Annotated in this window: 20 protein-coding genes; 7 read left to right on the top strand and 13 right to left on the bottom strand. The window is 70.4% G+C overall.

Annotated features, from left to right (window positions below; all coding sequences use genetic code 11):
• The 8 genes from VLG41_RS07715 to nirB all read right to left on the bottom strand — a co-directional run.
• On the bottom strand, positions 1 to 822 hold an 822-nt coding region (locus VLG41_RS07715; protein WP_325348808.1), incomplete at its 3' end, for an aminoacetone oxidase family FAD-binding enzyme.
• 4 nt (positions 823 to 826) lie between these two features.
• Positions 827 to 1,954 carry a sterol desaturase family protein gene (locus VLG41_RS07710; RefSeq protein ID WP_325348807.1) on the bottom strand — a complete coding sequence of 376 codons (1,128 nt, stop codon included), beginning with the start codon at positions 1,952 to 1,954 and terminating at the stop codon, positions 827 to 829.
• Between the two features lie 37 nt (positions 1,955 to 1,991).
• Positions 1,992 to 2,675 (bottom strand): methyl-accepting chemotaxis protein, encoded by a 684-nt coding sequence (locus VLG41_RS07705; RefSeq protein WP_325348806.1) that lies wholly within the window; start codon positions 2,673 to 2,675, stop codon positions 1,992 to 1,994.
• Between the two features lie 101 nt (positions 2,676 to 2,776).
• Positions 2,777 to 3,565 carry a uroporphyrinogen-III C-methyltransferase gene (cobA, locus tag VLG41_RS07700; RefSeq protein ID WP_325348805.1) on the bottom strand — a complete coding sequence of 263 codons (789 nt, stop codon included), beginning with the start codon at positions 3,563 to 3,565 and terminating at the stop codon, positions 2,777 to 2,779.
• Positions 3,546 to 4,463 (bottom strand): DNA-binding protein YbiB, encoded by a 918-nt coding sequence (gene ybiB, locus VLG41_RS07695; protein ID WP_325348804.1) that lies wholly within the window; start codon positions 4,461 to 4,463, stop codon positions 3,546 to 3,548. Before ybiB ends, cobA begins: the two co-directional genes overlap by 20 nt.
• Positions 4,464 to 4,539: 76 nt before the next feature.
• Entirely contained in the window at positions 4,540 to 7,320 is a 2,781-nt protein-coding gene (locus tag VLG41_RS07690) for a molybdopterin-dependent oxidoreductase (RefSeq protein ID WP_325348803.1), read from the bottom strand.
• 58 nt (positions 7,321 to 7,378) lie between these two features.
• Positions 7,379 to 7,771, bottom strand: coding sequence for a nitrite reductase small subunit NirD (nirD, locus tag VLG41_RS07685; protein ID WP_325348802.1), 393 nt, complete (start codon positions 7,769 to 7,771; stop codon positions 7,379 to 7,381).
• Complete coding sequence (nirB, locus tag VLG41_RS07680) at positions 7,768 to 10,236, bottom strand: nitrite reductase large subunit NirB (RefSeq protein ID WP_325348801.1); 2,469 nt, start codon at positions 10,234 to 10,236, stop codon at positions 7,768 to 7,770. The genes nirD and nirB overlap by 4 nt, the downstream gene beginning before the upstream one ends.
• Positions 10,237 to 10,595: 359 nt before the next feature.
• Here nirB and VLG41_RS07675 point away from each other — a divergent pair, with 359 nt between their 5' ends.
• Both VLG41_RS07675 and VLG41_RS07670 read left to right on the top strand, forming a co-directional pair.
• Entirely contained in the window at positions 10,596 to 11,882 is a 1,287-nt protein-coding gene (locus VLG41_RS07675) for a type IV pili methyl-accepting chemotaxis transducer N-terminal domain-containing protein (protein ID WP_325348800.1), read from the top strand.
• 6 nt (positions 11,883 to 11,888) lie between these two features.
• Positions 11,889 to 13,637: a protein kinase domain-containing protein gene (locus VLG41_RS07670; protein ID WP_414652464.1), complete on the top strand. Its 1,749-nt coding sequence runs from the start codon at positions 11,889 to 11,891 to the stop codon at positions 13,635 to 13,637.
• 64 nt (positions 13,638 to 13,701) lie between these two features.
• On the opposite strand, the gene VLG41_RS07665 is transcribed toward VLG41_RS07670, so the two are convergent.
• The 5 genes from VLG41_RS07665 to VLG41_RS07645 form a co-directional block, all read right to left on the bottom strand.
• Complete coding sequence (locus VLG41_RS07665; protein WP_325348799.1) at positions 13,702 to 14,928, bottom strand: MFS transporter; 1,227 nt, start codon at positions 14,926 to 14,928, stop codon at positions 13,702 to 13,704.
• Positions 14,929 to 15,024: 96 nt separating this feature from the next.
• Positions 15,025 to 15,870: an ABC transporter ATP-binding protein gene (locus VLG41_RS07660; protein ID WP_325348798.1), complete on the bottom strand. Its 846-nt coding sequence runs from the start codon at positions 15,868 to 15,870 to the stop codon at positions 15,025 to 15,027.
• Positions 15,871 to 15,899: 29 nt separating this feature from the next.
• Positions 15,900 to 16,769 carry a nitrate ABC transporter permease gene (gene ntrB, locus VLG41_RS07655; protein ID WP_325348797.1) on the bottom strand — a complete coding sequence of 290 codons (870 nt, stop codon included), beginning with the start codon at positions 16,767 to 16,769 and terminating at the stop codon, positions 15,900 to 15,902.
• A 63-nt stretch (positions 16,770 to 16,832) separates the two neighbouring features.
• Positions 16,833 to 18,125: a CmpA/NrtA family ABC transporter substrate-binding protein gene (locus VLG41_RS07650; RefSeq protein WP_325348796.1), complete on the bottom strand. Its 1,293-nt coding sequence runs from the start codon at positions 18,123 to 18,125 to the stop codon at positions 16,833 to 16,835.
• A gap of 309 nt (positions 18,126 to 18,434) precedes the next feature.
• The gene (locus VLG41_RS07645; protein WP_325348795.1) at positions 18,435 to 19,691 is read right to left on the bottom strand and encodes a nitrate- and nitrite sensing domain-containing protein; all 1,257 of its coding nucleotides are present in this window, start codon (positions 19,689 to 19,691) and stop codon (positions 18,435 to 18,437) included.
• Between the two features lie 73 nt (positions 19,692 to 19,764).
• Between VLG41_RS07645 and tsaD the strand changes: the two genes are divergently transcribed.
• The 5 genes from tsaD to pnp all read left to right on the top strand — a co-directional run bounded on the left by tsaD (position 19,765) and on the right by pnp (position 26,335).
• Positions 19,765 to 20,850, top strand: coding sequence for a tRNA (adenosine(37)-N6)-threonylcarbamoyltransferase complex transferase subunit TsaD (gene tsaD / locus VLG41_RS07640; protein WP_325348794.1), 1,086 nt, complete (start codon positions 19,765 to 19,767; stop codon positions 20,848 to 20,850).
• Between the two features lie 131 nt (positions 20,851 to 20,981).
• Positions 20,982 to 22,271, top strand: coding sequence for a branched-chain amino acid ABC transporter substrate-binding protein (locus VLG41_RS07635; RefSeq protein ID WP_325348793.1), 1,290 nt, complete (start codon positions 20,982 to 20,984; stop codon positions 22,269 to 22,271).
• A gap of 21 nt (positions 22,272 to 22,292) precedes the next feature.
• On the top strand, positions 22,293 to 23,489 hold the full coding sequence (locus VLG41_RS07630; protein ID WP_325348792.1) for a pyridoxal phosphate-dependent aminotransferase: 1,197 nt from the start codon (positions 22,293 to 22,295) through the stop codon (positions 23,487 to 23,489).
• 113 nt (positions 23,490 to 23,602) lie between these two features.
• A complete protein-coding gene (gene rpsO, locus VLG41_RS07625) occupies positions 23,603 to 23,869 on the top strand; it encodes a 30S ribosomal protein S15 (RefSeq protein WP_291021463.1) in 267 nt (88 codons plus the stop codon).
• A gap of 246 nt (positions 23,870 to 24,115) precedes the next feature.
• Positions 24,116 to 26,335 carry a polyribonucleotide nucleotidyltransferase gene (pnp, locus tag VLG41_RS07620; RefSeq protein WP_325348791.1) on the top strand — a complete coding sequence of 740 codons (2,220 nt, stop codon included), beginning with the start codon at positions 24,116 to 24,118 and terminating at the stop codon, positions 26,333 to 26,335.
• Positions 26,336 to 26,342 lie beyond the last annotated feature (7 nt).

The raw sequence follows: 26,342 nt of genomic DNA, 5'->3' as shown, positions 1-26,342 counted from the left end.
GCCCAGGTCGGTGTCCGGCGCCAGGTTCAGGCGCAGCGGCGCGCCCGGTTCCCAGTAGCTGGAGATCTGCAGCACCGCCGGGCCGGACAGGCCCCGGTGGGTGAAGAGCAGGTCCTCGTCGAAGGCCATGCGGTCTTTCTTGCCGCCGGTCTCGATGCGCACCGGCAGCGCCAGCCCGGCCAGGCCGGCGTAGGGCGTCCAGGCGGCACCGTCGAACGTGAGTGGGACCAAGGCGGGGCGGGGCTCCACCACGCGCAGCCCGAACTGGGCCGCCAGCCGAAGGCCGAAGTCGCTGGCGCCGATCTGCGGGATGGGCAGGCCGCCGGTGGCCACCACCAGCTTGGGGGCGCGCACGGGGCCGCGGTCGGTGTCCAGGGCGTAGTGGCCGTCGCCGTCCTGGCGCACGGCGTGCACGGCGCAGGGCTGCCAGCGGGTCACGCCACCGGCCTCGCACTCGCGCAGCAGCATCGGGATCAGGTCGTCGGCGGAGCGGTCGCAGAAGAGCTGGCCCTTGTGCTTCTCGTGCCAGGCGATGCCGTGGCGCTGCACCAGGGCGATGAAGTCGGCCGGCGTGTAGCGCGAAAGCGCCGAGCGGCAGAAGTTCGGGTTCTCACCAACGAAGTGCTTCTGCGGCGCGCGCGGGTCGAGGTCGCGGTTGGTGAAGTTGGCGCGCCCGCCGCCGGAGATGCGGATCTTCTCGGCCACCTTGGGGCTGTGGTCGATCAGCAGCACGCGCCGCCCGCGCTGGCCAGCGATGCCGGCGCAGAACAGGCCGGCGGCGCCGGCGCCGATGATGATGGCGTCCCAGGCGGCGTCGCTCAAGACTTCAGCCCTTCCAGGTGAACGGAAAGGCCAACTGCCGCAGGAAGCCCTTGGGCACGTAGTCGCCCAGCACGCCGTAGCGCTCGGGCCACCGCTTCGGGCTGTTCACGGCGGTGCCGAAGAGGTGGTCCAGGAAGGCGTAGTGCGCGGCGTAGTTGCGGTCCAGGGCTTCCTGGTCCTGGCTGTGGTGCCAGTGGTGGAAGTTGGGCGTGACGATGAGGTAGCGCAGCGGGCCCAGGCGCACGCTCACGTTGGCGTGGTTGAAGACGGCCTGGAAGCCGACCACGATGATGTAGGCGTCGATCACTTCCTTGGAAAAGCCCAGCAGGAAGATCGGGCCCAGCACCAGGGTGCGGGTGATGAGCGTTTCCAGGATGTGCTGGCGCGAGCCGGCCATCCAGTCCATGTGCTTGGTGCTGTGGTGCACCGCGTGCAGGTGCCACAGCAGCGGAACCTCGTGGTACGCGCGGTGCGTCCAGTACTGCGCCAGGTCGGCCACCAGGATGCACAGCGGCAAGCCGGCCCAGAAGGGCAGGCCGGCGATCCAGCCGCGTACGCCGTCCACGGGCACCCAGCCGAACAGGCGGTGCACCAGCAGGTTGGTGGCCAGCAGCATGAAGCCCACCAGCATGTGGTTGACGATGAAGTGGTGGAAGTCGGTCTGCCACTCGGGGCGGAACACCGGCTGGTCCTTGCGCAGCTTGAAGAGCTTTTCGATGAAGATGAAGATCAGCGCCGAGCCGAGCAGGTCGAGGATGAACCAGTCCAGGCCGATGTAGGGCGTGTCGTCGGGGAAGTTCGGGTCCACCTCCACCGCGTGCCCGCCCAGCAGGGCGCTCAGCAGCACCAGGGCGAAGGCCGCGCCCGCCAGCCAGGGTGCGCGGCGAAAGACCAGGTTGGCCAGGCTCAGCGCGCCGGCCAGCACCAGCGACCAGAACAGGATCTGGCGCATGAGCGCCACGTCGTACTGGCGGCGCAGCTCGGGGGTGGTGAGGTATTCGGGGAAATGGAAGGCCAGCACGCCCAGGAAGCACAACACGGCCAGCACCAGGGCGATGACCCCGGTGACGAGGCCCCGGCCGGGGCGCAGCGCGCCGTGGCTTTCGGCGAGGGTGTTGAGTTTGTCGAGCATGCGGCCGCCTCCTGATCAGGGGCCGCAGTGTAGGGGTTCACTGGCGTGTGTTGCGCTCCGCCAGAACCGCCGCCTTGCGCGTCAGCTCGTCGATCTCGGTGCTGATGTCGGACAGCACGTTGGCCACCACGGCGAACTCGCGCCCGTGCTGGCCGGCGCGCGCGGCCATCACCTGGGCGTTGAAGCTCACCACCTTGGCTTCCTTGGCCACGCTCTGGATGTCGCCCACGATGCCGGTGAGCTCTTTCATCATCGCGTCGGCGCGGGCCTTGGCGACCTCGTCGAAGGCGGTGGTGGCGGTGTTGAGGGCCTCCAGCACGCGGTCGGTGTGCGCCACCAGTTCGCCCAGGGTGGCCGGGGCGCGCGAGCTACCCGACTCGATCTGGTCCAGCGCCTGGCTCATGAGCCGCATGAAGGCCTGCACCACCGGCCCCACGCCGCGTGCACCGTGGTAGGTCTCGTCGATCCGTCGAGCGCCGGCTGGCTCCAGGTGCCCGACGGTGGCCACCAGGTGCTGCTGGCTCTCGGTGAAGGTCTGCAGGCTGCGCCGGGCGGCCTGCAGGCGCTCGGCGTCGCCCTGGGCGGCCAGCACGGTCTGCAGGATCAGGCGCTGCGACAGCATGCGCTGGCGCGCGGCCAGGTTGACCAGGGAGAGGCCGGCGATGTGGGCGGGCACCGTGTCGGGGCGTGTGCCCAGGGCTGGGGCGGCAAGCGATGTCATGGCCCACACCAAGCAATCACCGCGCCACCGCGAGGCCCGGTGCTGAAAAAAGTGGAGCAGCGTGTGTCAATAGACACGCCGCCCGCGCGTCAGACCGCGCGTCAGGCTGCGCGGATGGCCGGCTCCGCCGCGCCCAGCGATTGCAGCCCGCGCAGCACGTCGCCCACCACGATCACCGAGGGGCTGCCCAGCCCCTCGCGTTCGATGCAGCCGCGCAGGTCGCCCAGGGTGCTGACGGTGTGGCGCTGCTGGGGCAGTGTGGCGTGCTGGATCACCGCCAGCGGCGTGTCGGCCGGCAGGCCGGCCAGCAGGCCCTGCTCGATCTGCGTCGCGCCGCTCACGCCCATGTAGATGACCAGGGTGAGTTTCGCGTCGCGCGCGGTGGTGGCCAGGGCGGGCCAGTCGGTGCCGGCGTCTCCGGGCTTGGCGTGGCCGGTGATGAACACCACGCCGTGCGCGTGGTCGCGGTGCGTGAGCGGCACGCCCAGCGCGGTGAGGCCCGCCAGGCCGGAGGTGATGCCGTTGACCACCCGCACGGCGATGCCTTCGGCGCGCAGGTGCTCCACCTCCTCGCCGCCGCGGCCGAAGATGAAGGGGTCGCCGCCCTTGAGGCGCACCACGACCTCGCCCTCGCGCGCGGCCATGAGCATGAGGCGTTCGATGAAGGCCTGCGGCGTGCTCTTGCAGCCGCCGCGCTTGCCCACGTGGACGATGCGTGCCTCGGGCCGCGCGTGCTGGAGCACGGCTTCGTTGACGAGGTCGTCCACCAGCAGCACGGTGGCCGCGCCGATGGCGCGCACCGCCTTGAGGGTGAGCAGCTCGGGATCGCCGGGGCCGGCGCCCACGAGCGTGACGCTGCCGGGGGGAAAGTCAAGCGGGTTGGGTTTCATGGGCGTTCACCTCGGCGAGGATGCAGTCGGCCTGGCGCGCAATCGGCGCCGGCAAGGGGGCGTGGCCGTCGAGCACGGCGCGGATGTAGCGGGCCGTGGACGCGGCGTCGATGGCGGGCAGATCGGGCAGTTGCGCCAGCGGGCCGTCCTGCGCGGCGATGCGTTCGATGCGCTGGCCGTCGCGAAAGGCCTCGATGCGCGGCTGGCGGCGCGGATCGGCCACGGGCTCGCCTTCGGTGCCGCGCAGCAGCAGGGCGTGCGCGCCGGTGAGTGCGAAGGTGGCGGCCATGCTGAGGGCGTATTCGGGGTGGGTGTAGCTGCCCACGATGAGCGCGGGCCCGTCCACCGGGTTCATGAGCTTGACCAGGCTGTGGCCCGGGTTGCGCAGGCCCACGGCGCGGCGCACGTCGAGCAGGCGCTTGAGACCGGGCAGCAGCACGGCGGTGGGGACGAAGGCGCACTCACCGGGGGCGATGGCCGCCACGCGGCCGGCCGGGGCCACGCCCAGCGCGCCGAACACCGCCTCGGCGGCGACCCGCTTGTCCTCGGTGGCCGTGCCGTGCACCAGCACCGCCGCGCCCCGGCGCGCCAGGAGCAGCGCCAGCAGCGGCGTGAGCAGCGGCAGCTTGCGCGCGCCGTTGTAGCTGGGCAGCACGACCACCGGCCTGCCGTTGCCCGGCACGCGGTTCAGGCGCGCATGCGTGGCGTCCAGAAAGCCGGCCATTTCCTCGGGCGTTTCGCCCTTGATGCGCATGGCCAGGCAGAAGCCGCCCAGCTCCAGGTCGCTCACCGCGCCGTCGAGCACCTGACCCATCAGGTCGGCGGACTGCTCGCGCGACAAGGCACGCGCGCCGTCCTTGCCGCGGCCGATGTCCTTGATGTAGTGGCTGATGCCCATGTTCGTGGGGGAGGCTGAATGGCGGGATTGTCCGGCAGGCTTGATGACTTGTCGTTATATGAAGGCGGCGATTCGCTCAGGCCGGCGCGGTGTCGCGCTCGCGCACCAGCCGGCGCAGTTCGGGCACGCAGGAGCCGCACTGGGTGCCGCAATGCAGTTGGGTCTGCAACTGCGACAGGCGTTCCTCATCGCTGCCCTCCGCGCGCGCCAGGCAGGCGCGGATGGCGCTGTCGCTGACGTTGAGGCAGGTGCAGACCTGCCGGCCCCGAGGCGCCTGCTCCACCGGGGCGCTGGCGCCCGGCATGAGCAGGCGGCGGGCGTAGGCCTCGGCGGGCGCCTCGTCCTGCAGCAGGGGCTTGAGCCAGGCCTCGGCGCGCGCGTCGCCGGCGAGCAGGAAAGCCTCCAGGCGCGCGCCGCGGTCCGGGCTGCGCCACAGGCGGGCGCAACGCCGCTGACCCAGGCGGCGGTCGACGTAGCGCTGGGTGTCGGGCGCGTCCAGGCCCAGCAGGGCCTCCAGGCGGTCCACCAGGGCCGGCGCGGGCGGATCGTGGGCGGCGGCGCGGAACAGCACGCCGGTGCGCTCGCGGCCGAAGGGCACACAACTGGCGAACGGGAATTCGGCCATCAGCGCCCGCAGCGCGGTCTGGGTGGACAGGGCGCCGTCGTCGGGCAGCCAGGACAGGGCCAGCAGGGTCCAGGGCAGTTCGGCCTTGAGCACCTTCACCGCCGCGTGCTTGAGCTCGGGCTGCTTCGATGAGGGGCAGTAGGCCGAGGTGGTGATTGCATTCACGCCGGCCAAGGGCTCGCCGCTGCTGCTCTGGCCGCTCAGGTACTCCGGCCCCCAGTGCATGGCGATGAAGGCTTGCGCGGGTGCGATCTGATCGCTGGCCTGCGCGGGCAGCACGATGCTGCCGCGCTTGCTGGTGACGTGCACCAGGTCGCCGTCGTGCAGGGCCAGGCGCTCCATGTCGCGGGCGTTGAGTTGCACGGCCGGCTCGGCGACATGGCCGAACAGGCGGCCCAGGGTGCCGGTGCGGCTCATGCCATGCCACTGGTCGCGCAGGCGGCCGGTGGTGAGCGAGAAGGGATAGCGCGACTCGCGCGGCTCGGCCAAGGGCTTGTAGGGCAGGGCGGCAAAGCGGGCGCGGCCATCGGCGGTGGGGAAGACGCCGTCCTCATACAGCCGGCTCTTGCCGTTGGCCTCGCCTTCACGCAAGGGCCACTGCTGGGGGCCCTGTTGTTCCAGCGTGGCGTAGCTCAAGCCCGTGATGTCCAGGTCGCGTCCGCGCGTGGACTCGCGGTGTTCGAGCCAGACGGACTCGGGCGTCTCGTAGGGGAACAGGCCGTTGCCCGGGCGCAGTCGCCGAGCGAAGTCGACCACGATGCGCCAGTCGTGCCGCGCCTCGCCGGGCGGCGGCACGGCCGCGCGCACACGGCTGATGCGGCGCTCGCTGTTGGTGACGGTGCCTTCCTTCTCGCCCCAGGTGGTGGCGGGCAGCAGCAGGTCGGCGAAGTCGCAGGTGGCGGCGGTGGCGAAGGCCTCCTGCACCACCACGAACTCGGCGCGCTGCAACGCGCGTCGCACGGTGCGCTGGTCGGGCATGGACTGCGCGGGGTTGGTGCAGGCGATCCACAGCGCCTTCACGGCGCCGTCGGCGGCGGCCTCGAACAGTTCCACCGCCGTGAGTCCGGGCGTCGCGGGCACATCCGGCACGCCCCACAGCGCGGCCACCTCGGCGCGGTGCGCGGGGTTGGCCATGTCGCGGTGGGCCGAGAGCAGGTTGGCCAGGCCACCGACCTCGCGCCCGCCCATGGCGTTGGGCTGGCCCGTCAGGCTGAACGGCCCCGCGCCGGGCTGGCCGATCTGGCCGGTGGCCAGGTGCAGGTTGATCAGGCTGGCGTTCTTGGCGGTGCCGCTGCTGCTCTGGTTCAGCCCCTGGCAGTACAGGCTGAGCGTGGTGCCGCGCGCCTGTGCGTCGGTGCTGGCGCCGGTGGCGAACCAGCGCGCGGCGGTGAACAGGTCGTCCTCCTTCAGGCCGCAGACCTGGGCCACGCGATCGGGCGTGCACTCGCGCACCAGCGCCTTGAGCGCGTCGAAGCCGCTGGTATGGCGCTCGATGTACGCGGCGTCGGTCCAGCCTTCCCACAGCATGATGTGCAGCAGGCCGTGGAACAGCATCACGTCGGTGCCGGGCTGCAAGGGCAGGTGCAGGTCGGCGATGCCGGCGGTGTCGGTGCGGCGCGGGTCGGCCACGATCACCTTCATGTCCGGGTTGGCGCGGCGCGCGTCCTCCAGGCGGCGGAACAGCACCGGGTGCGCCCAGGCCGCGTTGCTGCCGGCGATGAACAGGCAGTCGGCGTGGTTCAGGTCGTCGTAGCAGGCCGGGGGCGCGTCGGCGCCCAGGGTGAGCTTGTAGCCCGCCACCGCGCTGCTCATGCACAGGCGCGAGTTGGTGTCGATGTTGTTGGTGCCGATCAGGCCCTTGGCGAGTTTGTTGAAGACGTAGTAGTCCTCGGTCAGCAACTGGCCGCTGATGTAGAAGCCCACGGCGTCGGGGCCGTGCGTGGCGATGGCGCCGTTGAAGCGGCGCGCGGCCAGGTCCAGGGCTTCGTCCCAGCCGCTGCGTTGCGGCGCGGCACCGCGCGCGGCGCGAACCATGGGGTGCAGCAACCGCGTCTGGCGGGCCACGCCGTCGGCGGCGGTCAGGTGCAGGGTCTGGCCCTTGCTGCACAGGCGGCCGAAGTTGGCGGGGTGATCCGGGTCGCCGCGCACGCCGGTGATGCGCGCGCCCTCGCTCTCGATGATGACCCCGCAGCCCACGCCGCAGTAGGGGCAGGTGGAGCGGGTGTCGGTCATAGGGAAGCCTCCGCGCGGCGCGCTGCGGCGCGAGCCCCTTCGGGCGGCCGGGCGGTGCTCATGGCGAGACGCGGCGCGTGGCCGGGCCGGCGATGGGGCGCACGAGATCGGTGGCGTGCGTGGCGAGTTCGCGCGCGTCCAGGTGCACCACGCCGTCCACCACCTGCACCGCGAAGCGCGGCGTGCAGCCCTCGTCGGGTGCCTGCGCGCAGCCGTCGTTCAGGCCGATGGTCCAGTTGTGCAGCGGGCAGGCCACGCGGTTGTCGAAGACGATGCCCTGGCTCAGCGGCCCGCCCTTGTGCGGGCAGCGGTCGAGCAGGGCGAACACGCCGCCCTCGGCGTTGCGGAAGATGGCCACGTCCAGGCCCACCGGGCGGCGCACGGTGCGCGAGCCCAGCACGGGGATGTCGTCGACGCGGCAGATGGCCGTCCATTGGCTCAGAAGGCTCATGCCACGCTCCCTTCCACGGCCATGGGCCGGATGGGGATGAACTGGCGCGTGTCCACCGCAGCCTTCTCGTGCTCGAACCAGGGGTCGGGCTCGCCGTCGAGCGCGAACTGCAGTTGCGCCCACAGCGCTTTGCGGCCCTCGGCGTCGTCCAGGATGCGCTTCTTCACGTAGTCCAGGCCCACCCGGCCCACGTAGTGCACGGTGCGCTCCAGGTACCAGCCTTCCAGGCGGTAGAGCTGCATGAAGGCGCCGGTGTACTCCAGCACCTCCTCGGCCGTTTTCAGCTTGACGAGGAACTCGGCCACCTCGGTCTTGATGCCGCCGTTGCCGGCGATGTACATCTCCCAGCCCGAGTCGACGCCGATGATGCCCACGTCCTTGATGCCGGCCTCGGCGCAGTTGCGCGGGCAGCCGCTCACCGCGAACTTCACCTTGTGCGGTGCGTACATGCGCCACATGGCGCGCTCCAGGTCCTTGCCCATCTGCGTGCTGTCTTGCGTGCCCATGCGGCACCACTCGCTGCCCACGCAGGTCTTCACCGTGCGCAGGGCCTTGGCGTAGGCGTGGCCGCTGGGCATGGCCAGGTCGCTCCACACCGCCTGCAGGTCCTCCTTCTTCACGCCCAGCAGGTCGATGCGCTGCCCGCCCGTCACCTTGACGGTGGGGATCTGGTACTTGTCCACCACGTCGGCGATGCGGCGCAGCTCGGCCGCGGTGGTCTCGCCGCCCCACATGCGCGGGATCACGCTGTAGGTGCCGTCTTTCTGGATGTTCGCGTGGCTGCGTTCGTTGATGAAGCGGCTCTGCGGGTCGTCCTTCGCTTCCTTCGGCCAGGTGCTGATGAGGTAGTAGTTGACCGCGGGGCGGCAGGTGGCGCAGCCGTTGGGCGTGCGCCAGCCCATGCCGGCGAAGACCTCGGCGGTGCTGAGGTACTTGCGCTCGCGGATGGCGTCGCGCACGGCCTGGTGCCCGTGCTCGGTGCAGCCGCAGATGGCCTTCAACTTGGGCGTGGCCGAGTAGTCGCCACCGGCGGTGAACATCAGGATCTGTTCCACCAGGCCGGTGCAGGAGCCGCAGCTGGCGCTGGCCTTGGTGTGCTTGCGCACCTCTTCCAGCGTGAACAGGCCCTTGTCCTTGATGGCCTTGCAGATGCTGCCCTTGTTGACGCCGTTGCAGCCACAGACCTCGGCGTCGTCGGGCATGGTGGCGGCCTTGCTGTGGCCTTCGTGCCCCACGTCGCCGATGTTCGATTCACCGAACATCAGCTTGTCGCGGATGTCGGCCAGGCTGCGGCCTTCGCGCAGCAGCTTGAAGTACCAGCTGCCGTCCACCGTGTCGCCGTACAGGCAGGCGCCCACCAGCTTGTCGTCCTGGATCACCAGCTTCTTGTAGACGCCGCCGCCGGGGTCGCTCATCACGATTTCCTCGGTGCCTTCGCCGCCCATGAAGTTGCCGGCCGAGAACAGGTCGATGCCGGTGACCTTGAGTTTGGTGGAGGTGAGCGAGCCCGTGTAGCGGCCGATGCCGAACTCGGCCAGGTGCGTGGCCAATACCTTGCCCTGCTCGAACAGCGGCGCCACCAGGCCGTAGGCGATGCCGCGGTGCGCGGCGCACTCGCCCACCGCGTAGATGCGCGCGTCGGTGACGGTCTGCATCGTGTCGCTGACCACGATGCCGCGGTTGACGTGCAGCTTCATCGACTCGGCCAGGGCGGTGTTGGGGCGGATGCCCACGGCCATCACCACCAGATCGGCGGGGACCTCGCTGCCGTCCTTGAAGCGCACGGCCTTCACCCGCCCGCCGTCGCCCGCCACCAATTCCTGCGTCTGCGCGCCGATCAGGAACTTCATGCCGCGCGCCTGCAGCGACTGCTGCAGCAGCTTGCCGGCCACGTCGTCCAGTTGCCGCTCCATCAGCCAGGGCGCCACGTGCACCACGCTCACGCTCATGCCGCGCTTCATCAGGCCGTTGGCGGCCTCCAGGCCCAGCAGGCCGCCGCCGATGACCACCGCGTGCCGGTACTTCGCGGCGGCGTCGATCATGGCCTGCGTGTCGGCGATGTCGCGGTAGGCCAGCACGCCGTCCAGGTCCTTGCCGGGGATCGGCAGGATGAAGGGGTTCGAGCCGGTGGCCATGATGAGCCGGTCGTAGGGCGCGCTGATCGCCTCGCCCGCGGCGTTGGTGGCATGCACCACGCGCTTGACGCGGTCCACGCTGGTCACCTGGAAGCCCGCGTGCAGGGTGACGCCGTTGTCCTGGTACCAGGACCAGTCGTTCAGCACGATCTCGTCGAGCGTCTGCTCGCCCGCGAGCACCGGCGAGAGCAGGATGCGGTTGTAGTTGGGGTGCGGCTCGGCACCGAACACGGTGATGTCGTAGAGCTCGGGGGCGATCTTGAGCAGTTCCTCAAGCGTGCGCACCCCGGCCATGCCATTGCCGACCATCACCAGTTTGGGTTTCTTCATCGTGGGAGCTCCAGGACGTGTATCGCGGGACGAGTGAACCGCCCGGCGCGGGAGGCAGGGCAGGGGCGGATGCACCCCGGTCAGGCGGTGGGTGTTTTCTTGCGCCGGTCGACCGACCGGGTCGGCGCGCGCCCTCGGGCGCTGGCCGCTGCCATGTCTGCGCGCGTCGTTGCACGCAGTGCCCCGGCTGGGCCGCCGGGACGGGACGCCTCGTCGCGTCCGAGCGTTTTCTTGCAAGAGCCGTGCCACAGGCTGGCGGTGCCCGTCGCGGCCCCCGTTCTGGTGCACCATCGCGGGGTCGCGGGCGTGCCGCAGCGCCGTGGCCCCTGCCTGTTTTGCTGCGCAAGTGATTGATTCGCATGACTTCCGTGCTGGTTCTTCTCGATGGCGCCAAGGCTTCGCCGCTGGCGGCGGACCTGCGGGCCGCCGGCCTGCAAGTGCCCGAGGTGCTTGATGCGGTGCACCAATTGATGGCGGGCGTGGTCCGCCATGCACCAGATCTGGTGGTGGTGGATGCCCCGCTGCCGGGCGAGCCGCTGTTCCAGGCGCTGGCGGCCCTGGCCGGCACCGCGCCGCGCCCGGTGCTGGTGTTCACCGGCGACGTGGACGCGCAGGGCGTGGAGCGCGCGCTCGACGCGGGCGTGCAGGTCTGGGCCGTCAATGGCTACGGCGCGCCGCGCCTGCGCCCGCTGATCCACCTGGCGCAGGCGCGCTTCAAGCGCGAGCAGGCCCTGCGCGAGGAACTGCGCGACCTGTCCCAGCGCTTCGAGGAGCGCAAGCTGGTGGAGCGCGCCAAGGGCATCCTGATGCGCGCGCGGCAGATGCCCGACGAGGACGCCTTCCAGTTGCTGCGCGGCGCGGCCATGCAGACGCAGCAGCGCATGGGCCAATTGGCGCAGCAGATCATTCACTCCGCGCGCTACGCCGAGGGCGTGAACCGCGCGGGCCAGTTGCGCATGCTCTCGCAGCGCGCGGTCAAGCTGCACCTGCTGTGCTTGGCCGGTGTGGACGAAGCGCGCCACCGCGCATTGCTCGACGCATCGGCCGAGCGCATCGACGCCAACCTCGCGCTGCTGCAACGCAACCTGTCCCAGCCCACGTTCGGCGACCTGATCGCCCCGCCGAGCAAGGCCTGGGCGCGCCTGAAGCCGCTGCTGCGCGGCGCGCCCGGCACCGCGCCCGGCGAGGCCGACGCCCTGGCCGACGAGCTGCTGGCCAGCGCCGAGCGCCTGACCGCCAGCCTGGAGAGCGCGGGCTCGGTGGCGCCGCTGCGCGCGCTCAACACCGCGGGGCGCCAGCGCATGCTCTCGCAGCGCTACGCCAAGTGCGCGCTGCTGGCGCTGCTGGAGCCGGCCGCCGTGTCGCGGCACGCGCAGGCCATGGACGAAGCCCGCCAGGCCTTCGAGCAGGGACTGGCCTACCTGCAGGCCGCGCCTCTGTCCACGCCGGAGATCCGCGCCGCGATGGACGCGGCCCTGGGCGCCTGGCAGCAGATGCTGGCCGGCGCCGCGCTGGCCGAGCGCGCCACCGGCCGCGAGCGGCAGAACCGCCTGGGCGGCTTCGCCACGGCCAGCGAGGCCGTGCTGGACGCCTTCGAGGGCCTCACGGCGCAGGTCGAGCGCAGCATGCAACTGCTCATGGGTTGAGAAGGTGTGAACGTGGGCACCGGCATCGACCTCGACATCGGTTTCTGGAGCCGGCCCGGCCGCTGCCCGGTGAACGAGGACTTCTGCGGCGCCCAGCTCGCGCCGCCGGGGCAGGAGGCGCGCGGCAGCGTCGTCGCCGTGGCCGATGGCGTGAGCGCCGGTGGCCTGGGCCGCGAGGCCGCGCAGACCACCGTCACCAGCGTGCTGCGCGACTTCCACGGCACGCCCGAAACCTGGGACACCACCGTGGCGCTGGACCGCGTGCTGGCGGCGCAGAACGCGTGGCTGGCCGGCATGAACCGGCGCCGCGCGCCGGCCATGGGGCTGACCACGCTCACCGCGCTGGTGCTGCGCGGCCAGTCGTACACGCTGGCGCACGTGGGCGACAGCCGCTGCTACCTGCTGCGCGAGGGCGAGCTCACACAGCTCAGCCACGACCACGTGGTGCCGCACCCCGAGCTGCGCCACCGCCTGCTGCGCGCCGTGGGCCTGGAAGACCACGTGGTGGTGGACTACCAGCAGGGCGACCTGCAGGTGGGCGACACCTTCGTGCTGGTCACCGACGGCGTGCACGGCAGCCTGCCCGACCGCCGCCTGCGCGAGTGCCTGGGTGGCCGCGAGGCGCGCGCCGCGGCCGAGACCCTGGTGGAGGCGGCGCTGGCCGCCGGCAGCGACGACAACGTCACCGCCCTGGTGGTGCGCGTGCGCGGCCTGTTGGAGGCCACTCTGCAGGACGCCCAGCGCCAGGCCCAGGCCCTGCCGGTGCCGCCCAAACTGGGCGTGGGCGCCGCCATCGACGGCCTGGTGGTGACCGCGCTGGTGGCCGACAACGGCGTCAACCGCCTCTACCAGGTGCGCGATCCCGGCACGCAGCGCCTGTACGCGCTCAAGACACTGCACCCCTCACGCGCGCACGACCCCGACGAACGCGCCACGCTGGCGCACGAGGGCTGGCTGGCCGCGCGCATGGCGTCCTCGCGCGTGGCCGAGCACCTGGTGGCCCTGCACCCGCGCCCGCCCGGCGGCGAGCGCACGGCCTTCTACCTGCTCTACGACTGGCACGCGGGCGAGACGCTGCGTCAGCAGCTCGACCGTGGCGAACGCCCCGGCCCCACGAAGGCGGTGGCCCTGGCCATGCAGGCGCTGCGCGTGCTGGGCCGGCTGCACCGCCAGGGGGTGGTGCACCGCGACATCAAGCCCGCCAACCTGCACCAGGGCGAGGACGGCCTGCTGCGCGTGCTCGACCTCGGCGTGGCGCTGTCGGGCCGCGAGCCGGCCGCCACCCGTGCGCTGCACGCGGGCACGCCCAGCTACATCAACCCCGAGCAGTGGGGTTTTCACCTCGGCCCCGGCGAGGCCGAGCCCGCCGCGCCGGACGCCGGCAGCGACCTGTTCGCGCTCGGCGTCACGCTGTACCAGTTGCTCTCCGGCCGCTTGCCCTACGGCGAGGTGCTGCCGTACCAGATGGGCCGCTACCACCGCGACCCGACACCCCCGAGCCGCCACAACCCGGAGGTGCCGATCTGGCTGGACCACGTGGTGCTCAAGGCCGTGGCGCGGGACCGCTCGGCGCGCTTCGAGACGGCGGAAGAATTTCTGCTGGCCCTGGAGCGCGGCGCCTCGCGGCCACTGAGCGCGCCGGCCGCCTCGCCGCTGTTCCAGCGCGACCCGGCCATGCGCTGGAAGCTGCTGGCGGGCATCAGCCTGCTCTTCAACCTGATCCTGGTGGTGTGGCTGCTGTTCCTGCCGAGGTGACGGCACCCCCCGTCGCCCGGTCGCGCACGTAGACGATCGCCCGCGCGCGCGGGCGCCCGTGCGCTCAGGCGCTGCGCGCCCGCCCGCCCTTCTCGGCCCAGGTGCGCGTCCAGCGGATCTGCATCACGCGCAGCATCAGCAGCATGGCCGCCGAGCAGGCCGCGAAGCTGGCGAAACCCCAGCCGTAGTGGCCCGCGTACTGCTTGCTCAGGCCCATGGCGTTGGGAATGAGGCCGCCGCCCAGCGCGCCGATCTCGCCGATCATGGAACCCGCCACGGCCGTGGTGAGCGGCCAGCGCAGCGGCACCAGTTGGAACAGCGCGCCGTTGCCCGCGCCAAGGGCCGCGAAGCACAGCAGGAACAGCAGCACCGTGGCGGTGAGCGATTGCTGCGCGAAGCCGCAGAGCACCAGCGTGACGGTGACGACCAGCAGCACGCCGGTCAGCGTGTTCACGCCGCCCCAGTGGTCGGAGATCCAGCCGCCGAAGATGCGCAGCGCCGCGCCCATGAAGGCCGCCAGCATGGTGAGCTGGCCCGCCTGCACCTTGCTCACGCCGAACTGGTCGTAGAAGTAGCTGGGAAGAAAGGTGGTGAGGCCGATGAAGCCGCCGAAGGTGACGGCGTAGATCAGGCTGAAGGCCCACCCGTCCTTCTCGAACAGGCAGGCGATGTGCTCGCGAAAGCTCGAATGCGCCGAGCGGTCGGGCGGCTCCTGCGCGAACACCACCATCACCACCATGGGCAGCAGGATGCCGATGGCCGCGAAGCCGTAGACCGTCTGCCAGCCGAAGGCCTGGGCCAGCGGCGGTGCCAGCAGGGCCGAGACGGCGGTGCCCACGTTGCCCGCGCCCACCAGGCCCATGGCCAGGCCCTTGTAGCGCGGCGGGAACGAGCCCGAGCCGAGCGAGAGCGCCACGCCGAAGCTGGCGCCCGCGATGCCCAGCAGCACGCCCATGGCGAGCAGGTCGCTGAAGGACTCGACGAAGAAGTAGCCGAAGAGCATGGCCACCGCGATGCCGGCCATTTCCACCAGCGTGGCGTTCTTGCGGCCCACGTACTGGGCCAGCACGCCCAAGGGAAAGCGCATCAGCGCGCCCGCGAAGATGGGCACGGAGAGCATCAGGCCCTTCTCCGTGGGCGACAGCTGGTAGGCCTCCGTGATGAAGGGGGCCATGGAGCCGTTGAGCACCCAGATGGCGCAGGAGAAGGCGAAGTAGAAGAAGGCGGCGCCCAGCGTTGGGGCGTGGCCGGCTTGGAGGAATTGTCGGAAGTGGCCGGTCTGTGCCGCCATGGTGCGATCCTTGCAGTCAGAGTGGAGAGAGGCTCCAGCTTTGGTGCAAGAACCGCGCCAGCTTGGGGCGCCCCAGCAGGGTGCGCCCGCTGATGTTCAGGCGCTCAAGGCCTCGGCCGCCTTGCCGCGCGCGCTGGCGCGCGCCATCGGCTCCACCTTGCGCTGCTTCTCGTGCAGGAAGCTCAGCACCTCGTGGCGGTAGTGGTTGTAGCGCGCGTCGTCCGACAGGGCCAGGCGGTCGCGCGGGCGCGCCAGGTCGATGTCGAGGATCTCGCCGATGGTGGCCGAGGGGCCGTTGGTCATCATCACGATGCGGTCGGACAGCAGCACCGCCTCGTCCACGTCGTGCGTGATCATCATCACCGTGTTGTGCAGCTCCGCCTGGATGCGCATCACCTCGTCCTGCAGGTGCGCGCGCGTGAGCGCGTCCAGCGCGCCGAAGGGCTCGTCGAGCAGCAGCACCTTGGGCTCCATGGCCAGCGCGCGCGCAATGCCCACGCGCTGCTTCATGCCGCCGGAGATCTCCGATGGCAGGCGGTGCAGGGCATGGCCCATGCTCACCATCTCCAGGTTGTGCAGGATCCAGTCCTTGCGCTCGGCCTTGGTCTTCACGCCGCGGAAGGTCTTGTCCACCGCCAGTTCCACGTTCTGGTAGACCGTGAGCCAGGGCAGCAGTGAGTGGTTCTGGAACACCAGCGCCCGGTCGGGGCCCGGCTCGTTCACCTCGCGGCCGTCGACGATGACACCGCCCGCGCTGGCCCTGAGCAGGCCGGCCACGATGTTGAGCACGGTGGACTTGCCGCAACCCGAGTGTCCGATGAGGGAGATGAACTCGCCGCGCTTGACGTCCAGGTTGATGTGGCGCAGCACGGGGTTGACGGCGCGACCCTTGGTGAAGGTCATGTCCACGCCGCTGATGCTGAGGTAGGCGTTGTCGCTCATGTCGGGGCTCCTGTTGCCGATGGGTGGGGTCAGCTCGCAGCGGTGCCGCGCGTGACGAGGTGGCCGATGAAGGCGACGATGCGATCGAGCAGGAAGCCGACGATGCCCACGCAGAAGAGCGCGAGGATGATGTCGCTGATGCGCGAGCTGTTCCAGGCGTCCCAGATGAAGAAGCCGATGCCCACGCCGCCGATCAGCATCTCGGCCGCGACGATGGCCAGCCAGGACAGGCCCACGCCGATGCGCAGCCCGGAGAAGATGAAGGGCGCTGCGGCCGGCAACATGATCTTGCCGAAGTACTCCACGCCGTTGAGCCGGATCACGCGCGCGACGTTGCGGTAGTCGTCGGGGATGTTGCGGATACCGATGGAGGTGTTGATGATGATCGGCCAGATGGCGGTGATGAAGATCACGAAGATGGCCGAGGGGTGGCCATCGCGAAAGCCCGCCAGCGAGATCGGCAGCCAGGCCAGCGGCGGCACGGTGCGCAGCACCTGGAAGAGCGGGTCGAGCCCGCGCAGCGCCCAGGTGGACTGCCCCACCAGCACGCCCAGGCTCACCCCCGCCACCACCGCCAGCGCGTAGCCGTAGGCCACGCGCTTGAGGCTGGCGAGCATCTGCCAGGCCAGGCCGACGTCGTTGCCGCCGTTGTCGTAGAAGGGGCTCACGATGAGCTCCCAGGTGTCTTCCACCACCTTGCTGGGCGGCGGCAGCGCGGCGCCCGGACGCGAGCCCAGCAGCTCCCATACGACCAGCAGCAGGCCGATGATCACCAGCGGGGGCAGCACGTGGGTCATGAAGCCGCGCGCGGCGGCCTTGATCCAGTTGGGCAGGTTGGCCGATGGCGAAGCTGGCGTGGCCAGCCGGATCGGCTCAAGGGTTTCCGTGGTGGTGTTCATTGCGGGGAACTCCTGGTCTCTGGGAAAGCGGGGGGCTGGGCGCGCGGGCGGGCAAGCGCGAAATCAGGCCGCCTTGACGGTCTTGATCGCGAGGCTGTCGAGGTACTTCTTCGGGTTGGCCGGGTCGAAGACCTTGCCGTCGAAGAAGGTCTCCGCGCCGCGCGAAGTGGACGTGGGGATGTCCTTGGCGGCCACGCCCAGGTCCTTGGCGGCGGCGCGCCAGAGGTCCTCGCGGTTCACCTTGGCGATCAGGGCCTTGGTGTCCAGGCTGGTGGGCAGGTAGCCCCAGCGCATGTTCTCGGTCAGGAACCACAGGTCGTGGCTCTGGAAGGGATAGCTCGCATGGTCCTTCCAGAAGCGCATCTGGAACTTGCTGTTGGCCTCCACGCGGCCGGTGCCGTAGTCGAAGTCGCCCTTGACACGGTCGATCACGTCGGCCACGGGCGCGTTGATCCAGCGCCGGCGCGAGCAGATCTCGGCCACCTCGGCGCGGTTGGCCGGGTCTTCGCACCACATCTGCGCTTCCATCACGGCCTTGATCAGCGCCTGTGTGGCGTTCGGGTTGGCCTGCACCCAGTCGGCGCGCATGGCGAAGGCCTTCTCCGGATGGTTCATCCAGAGTTCGCTGGTGGTGATGGCGGTGTAGCCGATCTTCTGGTTGATGAGCTGGCGGTTCCAGGGCTCGCAGACACAGAAGGTGTCCATGCTGCCCACCTTCATGTTGGCCACCATCTGCGCGGGCGGCACCACGATGGTGGAGATGTCCTTGTTCGGGTCCACGCCGCCAGCGGCCAGCCAGTAGCGGATCCACAGGTCGTGTGTGCCGCCGGGGAAGGTCATGGCGGCATTGACCGCCTTGCCCGAGCTGCGTTTGGCCGCCAGGGCCTTGCCGAAGGCCTTGGTGTCGGTTCCCACCTTCAGGTCGGCGTATTCCGCGCCCACCGAGATGCCCTGTCCGCCCAGGTTCAGGCGCGCCAGGATGTTCATCGGCACCGGCACGTTGTTGGGTGTCACCGCGCCGGTGGTGATGAGGTAGGGCATGGGCGTGAGGATGTGACCACCGTCGATGCCGCCCTTGGCCGAGCCGAGCACGAGGTTGTCGCGCGTGGTGCCCCAGGAGGACTGCTTGAGCACTTCGACCTCGGTCATGCCGTGCTTCTTGAAGAAGCCCTTCTCATCGGCCACGAACAGGGGCGCGGCGTCGGTGAGGGCGATGAAGCCGAGCTTGGCGGCCTTGGTTTCCAGCGCGGTGGAGGCTTGTGCCCGGGTGCTGAGCAGGCTGCCGGCGAGGGCGGCGGAGCCGAGGGCGCCGGCCTGCTGGATGAGGCGGCGGCGGGACAGAGGGGTCGAAGGCATGGTCGTGGACTCCTGTGGGGCGGATGGCGATTTCGGAACCCCCAAAACACAACGGCGCCCATTTCCACACCCGCTGAGCGCGGGAAGGAAATGGACGCCGTTGTCCGTGTCTGGGGAGACTGCTCAACTCACGGCCGCCGTTGGCTGCGAGCTGTTCTGACCGTGTCTAGCAGGGACCATGCCAGCTCGCGGCATGCGGCCAAGTGATTGATTTAAAAGGAATCGCCGCCTGTCTGCGGTGCGCGCTTGGTGCGCGTGAACGGTTCTTGTGCACCGCAGCAGTGCGCGCGTGACATCCGGGGGCGCCGCTCATCGCGGGGGCAGCACCTCGGCCATCGACAACAGCGCCTCGGCCACGTCGACCAGGCGGCGGTTCTGGTTCATGGCCATCTGGCGCAGCGTCTTGTGCGCTTCGGCCTCGCTGAGCTGGCGGTGCGCCATGAGCAGGCCCTTGGCGCGTTCGATGATCCGCCGCTCGTTGAGGCTGGCGCGCACGGCATCGAGCTCGTCGCCCATGGCCTGCAGGCGGCGCGCCTGGTCGTGCACCAGTTCCAGCACCGAGCGGTCCAGCGGCAGGCCGAAACCCTGTCCGCCCACCGGTGGCGCGGGGGCGCTGGCGTCGGCCGGTGCCAGGTAGAAGCTCAGGGGGTCGGGCGTGGGCTGGGCGGCCAGGGCGCCGAAGGTGGCCAGCTCGGCCTGGGCGTGCGCGATCTTTTCGCCGCACAGGGCGCGCAGGTCGGCGGTGAGCCGGTCCTCCACCAGCTTCATGGCGTCCATGCGGGCGCTGCAGACGTCGAACCAGGTCTGGCTCAGCTCGGGCTTGAGTGCGGCGCCATGGGCGGCGGTGTAGAGCACGCGGCGCAAACGCTCCAGCTCGGCCAGGGGAGCGCTGGTGTGCGGGGCCGTCCACAGCGCGCGCGCGGTGGACGGCGCGAAGCTCTCGAACAGCTCCAGGCAGCGCTCCTGCGATTCGATGAGGTGCAGCAGCCGCTGCTGGCCGGCCGCGTCGGCCTGGCCCTGCGCGAACAGGGCCGCGCCGGCGGCGCGCTCCTGCCCGGCGAATTCCTTGCCCTGCATGAAATTGAACAGCGCCACCAGGCGGCGCGAGACCTCGGGGTCGCTGGCGCTGTCGGCGGCCTCGAACACCACCGCCAGCAGGGCAGCGACCAGACGCACGTAGGCTTCGGTGGCGCGTGCGGTGTCCCAGGCCTGGGTGTCGAGCTGCGCGCGCAGCGCGTCCAGGCCGTCCAGGCCCTGCAGCACGTAGGCGATGCGGCTGAACAGGCGCGCGCCGTGGCCGGCCTGCGCGGTGCCGGCGTCCACGCGCTGGAACTGCGCGCGCCACTCGGCTTCCACCTGGCGCGAGGCCGCCACCTGCGCCGCGCGCGCCTCGGCGAAACGGCGGCCCTGCGAGCCCAGGAACAGGTTGGTCAGCCCGCGCTCGCGCTGCAGGCCGTGCACCAGGCGGGCGGTCACGTCCACCAGGGTGGCGGTAAAGGCCAGGCGTTGCAGGCCATCGATCTCGCAGCGCTTGGCGGCCAGCAGGAAGTCCAGGCCCGTTTTCATCTTTTACCCATTCGATGGCGTATCTCCACAAGCGCTGAGCAACAACCGTGCCGCGCTTAAACTCCCGCCCCTCATGCGAATCCTGGGTATCGAATCTTCCTGCGACGAAACCGGCGTGGCCCTCGTGGACGCGGGCGGCGAGGGCGTGCCGCGCCTGCTGGGCCACGCGCTGCACAGCCAGATCGAGATGCACCAGGCCTACGGCGGCGTGGTGCCCGAGCTGGCCAGCCGCGACCACATCCGCCGCGTGCTGCCGCTGACCGACGCGGTGCTGGCGCAGGCCGGGCTCACGCTGGCCGACATCGACGCCATCGCCTGCACCCGTGGCCCCGGCCTGGCCGGCGCGCTGCTGGTGGGCACGGGCGTGGCGCACGCGCTGGGCGTGGCCCTGGGCAAGCCCGTGCATGGCATCCACCACCTGGAGGGGCACCTGCTGTCGCCCTTCCTGAGTGCGGACCCGCCCGAATTCCCCTTCGTGGCCCTGCTGGTCTCGGGCGGGCACACGCAACTCATGCGCGTGGACGGGGTGGGGCGCTACGAACTGCTGGGCGAAACCATCGACGACGCGGCCGGGGAGGCCTTCGACAAATCGGCCAAGCTGCTGGGCCTGGGCTACCCGGGCGGGCCGGCGCTGGCGCGGCTGGCGGAGCAGGGCGACGCCTCGGCGTACGCGTTCCCGCGTCCCATGCTGCACAGCGGCGACCTGGACTTCTCCTTTGCCGGCCTGAAGACGGCGGTGCTGACCCGGGTGAAGCGCCTGGCGCGTGCCGCGCCGGAGGGCCCGGCCACCACCCGGCTGGCCGACCCGCTGAGCGAGCGGGAGAAGGCCGACGTGGCCGCCGGCGCGCAGGCCGCCATCGTGGAGGTGCTGGTGAAGAAATCGCTGGCGGCCTTGAAGGCCACGGGCCTGCGCCGCCTGGTGGTGGCCGGCGGCGTGGGCGCCAACGCCCACCTGCGCGCGCAGTTGAACGCGGCCGCCGCGCACCGCGGCCTGCGCGTGCATTACCCCGAGCTGGCGCTGTGCACCGACAACGGCGCCATGATCGCCCTGGCCGCCGGGCTGCGCGCCCAGGCCGGCCTGCTGGCCCCCGACGCGGGCGCCGGCCGCTTCGACGTGGCCCCGCGCTGGCCGCTGGCCGAACTCGCTCCCCTGCACTGATCCTTGAGCTACCGGCGGACCGGCGGCAGGTGCTTGAGATAATTATGAATTAGAGTACCACGCTGTCGCATGGGCGACAACGCCGGGCCGACTGTCTGTCGTCGGCCCGCTGTTCCACCACGGAGTTGTTGATGACCCTGATCTCCCGCCGCGGGCTGGCCACGCTGGCCGTTGCCGCCTTGTCCCTCGCCACCGTGCCGCCCGTTCTGGCGCAGGCCCCCACGCCGCCGCGCGGCGAGCCCATTCGCATCGCCATGATCGAAGGCCTGTCGGGCCCCTTTGCCAACACCGGCGAGGCCGTGTTCCGCAACCTGCTGTGGGCCACCGAGCGGGTCAACGCGCGCGGCGGCGTCAAGCTGCCCGGCGGCGCGCGGCCGCTGATCATCGAACGCTTCGACAGCAAGAACCAGGCGGAGGAGGCACTGGCCTCCCTGCGCCTGGCCAACGACCGGGGCATCGCCATCGTGGCCCAGGGCAACTCCTCGGCCGCCGCCAGTGCCATCGTCGAGGCCATCAACAAGCACAACGAGCGCGAGCCCCAGCGCCGCCAGCTCTTCCTCAACTACTCGGCGGTCGACCCGGCGCTCACCAACGAAAAGTGCAGCCCCTGGCACTTCCGCTTCGACGCCCACGCCGACATGCGCATGGCCGCGCTCATGAGCGTGCTGCGCGAGGACAAGGACCTGGAGCGCATCTACCTCATCGGCCAGGACTACAGCTTCGGCCAGGGCGTGCTGCGAGAGGCGCGCCGCCAGCTCGGCGCCCAGCGGCCCGACGTGAAGATCGTCGGCGACGAGTTGCACCCGATGGCGCGCATCAAGGACTTCCTGCCCTACGCCACCAAGATCAAGGCCAGCGGCGCGCAAGCCGTGCTCACGGGCAACTGGGGCAACGACCTCACGCTGCTGGTGAAGGCGGCGCGCGAGGTCGGTTTCGACGGCCGCTTCTACACCTTCTACGGCAACGCCCTGGGCGCACCGGCGGCCCTCGGCGACGCCGGCATCGGCAAGGTCGTGGCCGTGGCCGACTGGTTCCCCAACGTGCCCACACCCGAGAGCGAGGCCTTCTACAAGACCTTCCGCGAACGCTTTCCCAAGCCCGAGGACGACTACGTGCACATGCGCATGCAGCTCATGATCGAGGCGCTGGCGCAGGCCATCGAGCGCGCGGGCACGGTGGAGGCGGGCGCCGTTGCCACGCAGTTGGAAAAGGCCGACGTGTCGCTGGCCGGCCAGCGCGGGCGCATGCGCGGCGCCGACCACCAGTTCCAGCAGAACCTGGCCGTGGCCGTGATGGACCGCCAGGGCGCGCCGGGCGTGAAGCTCGACGTCGAGGGCTCCGGTTACGGATTCCGCGTGATCCGCACGCTGACCCCTCAGCAAGCCGAATTGCCGCACACCTGTACGATGCCGCGCTTCTGACGTTGACGATGGAGCGGTTGCATGCGTGAGGTGGTGGCGGGCCTGGAGGGCTCGCGCATTCGGGAGGTGGCCAACGAGGGCATCGGCCGTGAGGGCGTGCTCAAGTTCTGGTTCGGCGAGAGCGATGAAGTCACGCCCGAGCCGATCCGCCACGCGGCCATCGCCTCGCTGCAGGCCGGCGAAACCTTCTACGCCCACAACCTGGGCCTGCCCGAACTGCGCGAGGCCATCGCCGGCTACACCGACCGCCTGCACCCGGGCCGTGGCTCGGCCCATTGGTTCGGGCGCCTCGCCGTCACCTCGGGTGGGGTCAACGGCCTCATGCTGGCGGCGCAGGCGCTGGTGGACGCGGGCGACGAGGTGGTGGTGCTCACGCCGGCGTGGCCCAACCTGGTGGCGCAGCCGCTCATCCTGGGCGCTCGGGTGCGCAGCGTCTCGTTGGTGCCGCGCGGCGGTGCCTGGACGCTGGACCTCGAGGCCCTGCGCCAGGCCGTCACGCCGGCCACGCGGGTGCTGGTCATCAACGCGCCGGCCAACCCCACGGGTTTCACGCTCACCGCCGATCAGCAGCGCGCCATCCTGGCCCATTGCCGCGCCACTGGCACCTGGATCGTGGCGGACGAGGTTTATGAGCGCCTCTATTTCGAGGGCGACACCGCCAATGGTGCGGCGCCCAGCTTCCTCGACGTGGCCGAACCCGACGACCGCCTGATCGTCGCCCACAGCTTCTCCAAGAGCTTCCTGATGACCGGCTGGCGCCTGGGCTGGCTGGTGCTGCCGCCCGCGCTCACCGAGGCGGTGGGCAAGCTGATCGAGTTCAACACCTCCTGCGCGCCGGTGTTCGTGCAGCGCGGCGCCATCGCCGCCATCGCGCACGGCGACGCCGTGACGCCGGCCCTGGTGGCCCACCTGCGCCATTGCCGCGACACCCTGGTGCCGCTGTTGCAGGCCTTGCCCGGCCTGGAGCTGGCCACGCCGCGCGCCGGCATGTACGCGTTCTTCCGCCTGCCGGGGCAAGCCGATTGCCTGGACGTGGCCAAGCGCCTGGTGCGCGAGGCCGGCCTGGGCCTGGCGCCGGGCAGCGCTTTCGCGCCCGAGGCCGCCGGCTGGCTGCGCTGGTGTTTCGCCAGCCGGGACGTGGCGCGGCTGGAAGAGGGCGTGCGGCGCCTGAGCGGCTGGCTGGCAGCGGCAGGGCCCGCCGCAGCCCATTTCGGCTAGAATGCGCGGTTGCCGTTCCCGTCGGAGCGGCTTCACGCCCGTCGCGGCGGGGTCTCACCTCACGGGGTCCGGCCCAGGCTGCAGCGGGACGCAAGTCCACAGGAAACTTTGAAATGATCGATCAGCAAGTCAAGGCCGGCGTCATCGCCGACAACGCCCGTTCCGCCAACGACACCGGCAGCCCCGAAGTCCAGGTCGCCATCCTGACGGCCCGCATCAACGAACTCACCCCGCACTTCAAGACGCACGCCAAGGACCACCACGGCCGTCGCGGCCTGCTGCGCATGGTGAGCCGTCGCCGCAAGCTGCTGGACTACCTGAAGGCCAAGGACGCCGACCGCTACCTGGCCCTCATCCAGAAACTGGGCCTGCGCAAGTAAACCGAGCCGGGTGTGCCCGATCGAAAAGCCTGAGTTGGTTCGCTGGCTCGGGCTTTTTGCGTTTGGCGCCCCCGCTCTTCGAAACCGGAGTTCACACACCGAGCGAAGCTGTGTCATTCCAACGGGGTTGCGATGGGCGCAATCCCTCTGGAATGGCATCGTCTTGCGGGTGGGTTCTCCGGGTCCGTGCAAAGCCTTGCACGCCAAGCAGTCCCCGTTGAACGGGGCGCACACAGGAGAACGCACATGAGCATGTTCAACAAAGTCACCAAGACCTTCCAGTGGGGCCAGCACACGGTCACCATGGAAACCGGCGAGATCGCCCGCCAGTCCAGCGGCGCCGTGCTCCTCGACATGGATGGCACCGTGGTGCTGGCCACCGTGGTCGCCAAGAGCGAGGCCAAGGCCGGCCAGGACTTCTTCCCCCTGACCGTCGATTACATCGAGAAAACCTACGCGGCCGGCAAGATCCCCGGCAGCTTCTTCAAGCGCGAAGGCCGCCCGAGCGAGCTCGAGACGCTCACCAGCCGCCTGATCGACCGCCCGATCCGCCCGCTGTTCCCCGAAGGCTTCTTCAACGAAGTGCAGGTGGTCATCCACACGCTGTCGCTCAACCCCGAGGTGGACGCCGACATCGCCGCGATGATCGCGACCTCGGCCGCGCTGTCGATCTCCGGCATCCCGTTCAACGGCCCCATCGGCGCCGCCCGCGTGGGCTACGTCAATGGCCAGTACGTGCTGAACCCGGGCCAGACCGAGCGCAAGGGCTCGCAGATGGACCTGGTGGTGGCCGGTACGCAGGCCGCGGTGCTGATGGTCGAATCCGAGGCCCTGCAACTGTCCGAAGAGATCATGCTCGGCGGCGTGGTGTTCGGCCATGAGCAGGCCAACATTGCCATCAACGCCATCAACGAGTTGGTGCGCGAGGCCGGCAAGCCCGAGTGGCAATGGCAGGCGCCGGCGCGTGACGAGGCGCTGATCGCCAAGGTGGAAGAGCTCGGTGGCGACAAGCTGCGCGCGGCCTACCAGATCCGCAACAAGCAGGCCCGCACGCAGGCCCTGCGCGAAGGCTACGCCGCCGTCATGAGCGGCCTGAAGGAAGCCGGCGTCGAATTCGACAGCGTGAAGGTCGAAGGCCTGCTGTTCGACATCGAGGCCGGCATCGTGCGCGGCCAGATCCTGGCCGGCGAGCCGCGCATCGACGGCCGCGACACGCGCACCGTGCGCCCCATCGAGATCCGCAACGGCGTGCTGCCGCGCACCCACGGTTCCGCCCTGTTCACCCGCGGCGAGACGCAGGCCCTGGTGGTTGCCACGCTCGGCACCGACCGCGACGCGCAGCGCATCGACGCGCTGGCCGGCGAGTTCGAAGACCGCTTCATGCTGCACTACAACATGCCGCCCTTCGCCACCGGCGAAACCGGCCGCGTGGGCAGCCCCAAGCGCCGCGAGATCGGCCACGGCCGTCTGGCCAAGCGCGCCCTGGTGGCCTGCCTGCCGACCAAGGAAGATTTTCCCTACACCATGCGCGTGGTCTCCGAGATCACCGAATCCAACGGCTCCTCGTCGATGGCCTCGGTCTGCGGCGGCTGCCTGGCGCTGATGGACGCCGGCGTGCCCATGAAGGCGCACGTGGCCGGTATCGCCATGGGCCTGATCAAGGACGGCAACCGCTTCGCCGTGCTGACCGACATCCTGGGTGACGAGGACCACCTCGGGGACATGGACTTCAAGGTCGCGGGCACCACCAACGGCATCACCGCCCTGCAGATGGACATCAAGATCCAGGGCATCACCAAGGAAATCATGCAGGTCGCCCTGGCCCAGGCCAAGGAAGCGCGCATGCACATCCTGGGCAAGATGCAGGCCGCGATGGGCGAGGCCAAGACCGAGATCAGCGATTTCGCGCCGCGCCTGTACACCATGAAGATCAACCCGGAGAAGATCCGCGACGTGATCGGCAAGGGCGGCGCCACCATCCGCGCGCTCACCGAAGAGACGGGCACGCAGATCGACATCGGCGAAGACGGCACCATCACCATCGCCTCCACCGACGGCGCCAAGGCCGAAGAGGCCAAGCGCCGCATCGCCGAGATCACGGCCGAGGTGGAAGTGGGCAAGGTCTACGAAGGCCCGATCACCAAGATCCTGGACTTCGGTGCCCTGGTGAACCTGCTGCCCGGCAAGGACGGTCTGCTGCACATCAGCCAGATCGCGCACGAGCGCGTGGAGAAGGTCACCGACTACCTCCAGGAAGGCCAGATCGTTAAGGTCAAGGTGCTCGAGACCGACGAGAAGGGCCGCGTGAAGCTGTCGATGAAGGCGCTCCTGGAGCGCAGCGGCGGCGGCGATCGCGAGCCGCGCGAACCGCGTGAGCCCCGCGAAGGCCGCGAGCAGCGCGACCAGCGCCCCGCCGCGACGGCCGACGAGGCCGCGCAGCAGCAGCAACAGCAACAGCAGCAATAAGCCCGCG

It is taken from the genome of Hydrogenophaga sp., assembly GCF_035481345.1.
Classification (GTDB): domain Bacteria; phylum Pseudomonadota; class Gammaproteobacteria; order Burkholderiales; family Burkholderiaceae_C; genus Hydrogenophaga.
Note: the sequence above shows the minus strand (reverse complement) of the source record. Positions and strands in the feature narration are given on the sequence as shown.

Bases quoted from the DNA above. Each gene is read 5' to 3' on its own strand.
- VLG41_RS07690 (WP_325348803.1), bottom strand. From the start codon at position 7,320: ATGACCGACACCCGCTCCACCTGCCCCTACTGCGGCGTGGGCTGCGGG.
- ybiB (WP_325348804.1), bottom strand. From the start codon at position 4,463: ATGGGCATCAGCCACTACATCAAGGACATCGGCCGCGGCAAGGACGGC.
- VLG41_RS07710 (WP_325348807.1), bottom strand. From the start codon at position 1,954: ATGCTCGACAAACTCAACACCCTCGCCGAAAGCCACGGCGCGCTGCGC.
- rpsO (WP_291021463.1), top strand. From the start codon at position 23,603: ATGATCGATCAGCAAGTCAAGGCCGGCGTCATCGCCGACAACGCCCGT.
- nirD (WP_325348802.1), bottom strand. From the start codon at position 7,771: ATGAGCCTTCTGAGCCAATGGACGGCCATCTGCCGCGTCGACGACATC.
- nirB (WP_325348801.1), bottom strand. From the start codon at position 10,236: ATGAAGAAACCCAAACTGGTGATGGTCGGCAATGGCATGGCCGGGGTG.
- pnp (WP_325348791.1), top strand. From the start codon at position 24,116: ATGAGCATGTTCAACAAAGTCACCAAGACCTTCCAGTGGGGCCAGCAC.
- ntrB (WP_325348797.1), bottom strand. From the start codon at position 16,769: ATGAACACCACCACGGAAACCCTTGAGCCGATCCGGCTGGCCACGCCA.
- VLG41_RS07705 (WP_325348806.1), bottom strand. From the start codon at position 2,675: ATGACATCGCTTGCCGCCCCAGCCCTGGGCACACGCCCCGACACGGTG.
- tsaD (WP_325348794.1), top strand. From the start codon at position 19,765: ATGCGAATCCTGGGTATCGAATCTTCCTGCGACGAAACCGGCGTGGCC.
- cobA (WP_325348805.1), bottom strand. From the start codon at position 3,565: ATGAAACCCAACCCGCTTGACTTTCCCCCCGGCAGCGTCACGCTCGTG.
- VLG41_RS07630 (WP_325348792.1), top strand. From the start codon at position 22,293: ATGCGTGAGGTGGTGGCGGGCCTGGAGGGCTCGCGCATTCGGGAGGTG.
- VLG41_RS07645 (WP_325348795.1), bottom strand. From the start codon at position 19,691: ATGAAAACGGGCCTGGACTTCCTGCTGGCCGCCAAGCGCTGCGAGATC.
- VLG41_RS07660 (WP_325348798.1), bottom strand. From the start codon at position 15,870: ATGAGCGACAACGCCTACCTCAGCATCAGCGGCGTGGACATGACCTTC.
- VLG41_RS07665 (WP_325348799.1), bottom strand. From the start codon at position 14,928: ATGGCGGCACAGACCGGCCACTTCCGACAATTCCTCCAAGCCGGCCAC.
- VLG41_RS07635 (WP_325348793.1), top strand. From the start codon at position 20,982: ATGACCCTGATCTCCCGCCGCGGGCTGGCCACGCTGGCCGTTGCCGCC.
- VLG41_RS07675 (WP_325348800.1), top strand. From the start codon at position 10,596: ATGACTTCCGTGCTGGTTCTTCTCGATGGCGCCAAGGCTTCGCCGCTG.
- VLG41_RS07650 (WP_325348796.1), bottom strand. From the start codon at position 18,125: ATGCCTTCGACCCCTCTGTCCCGCCGCCGCCTCATCCAGCAGGCCGGC.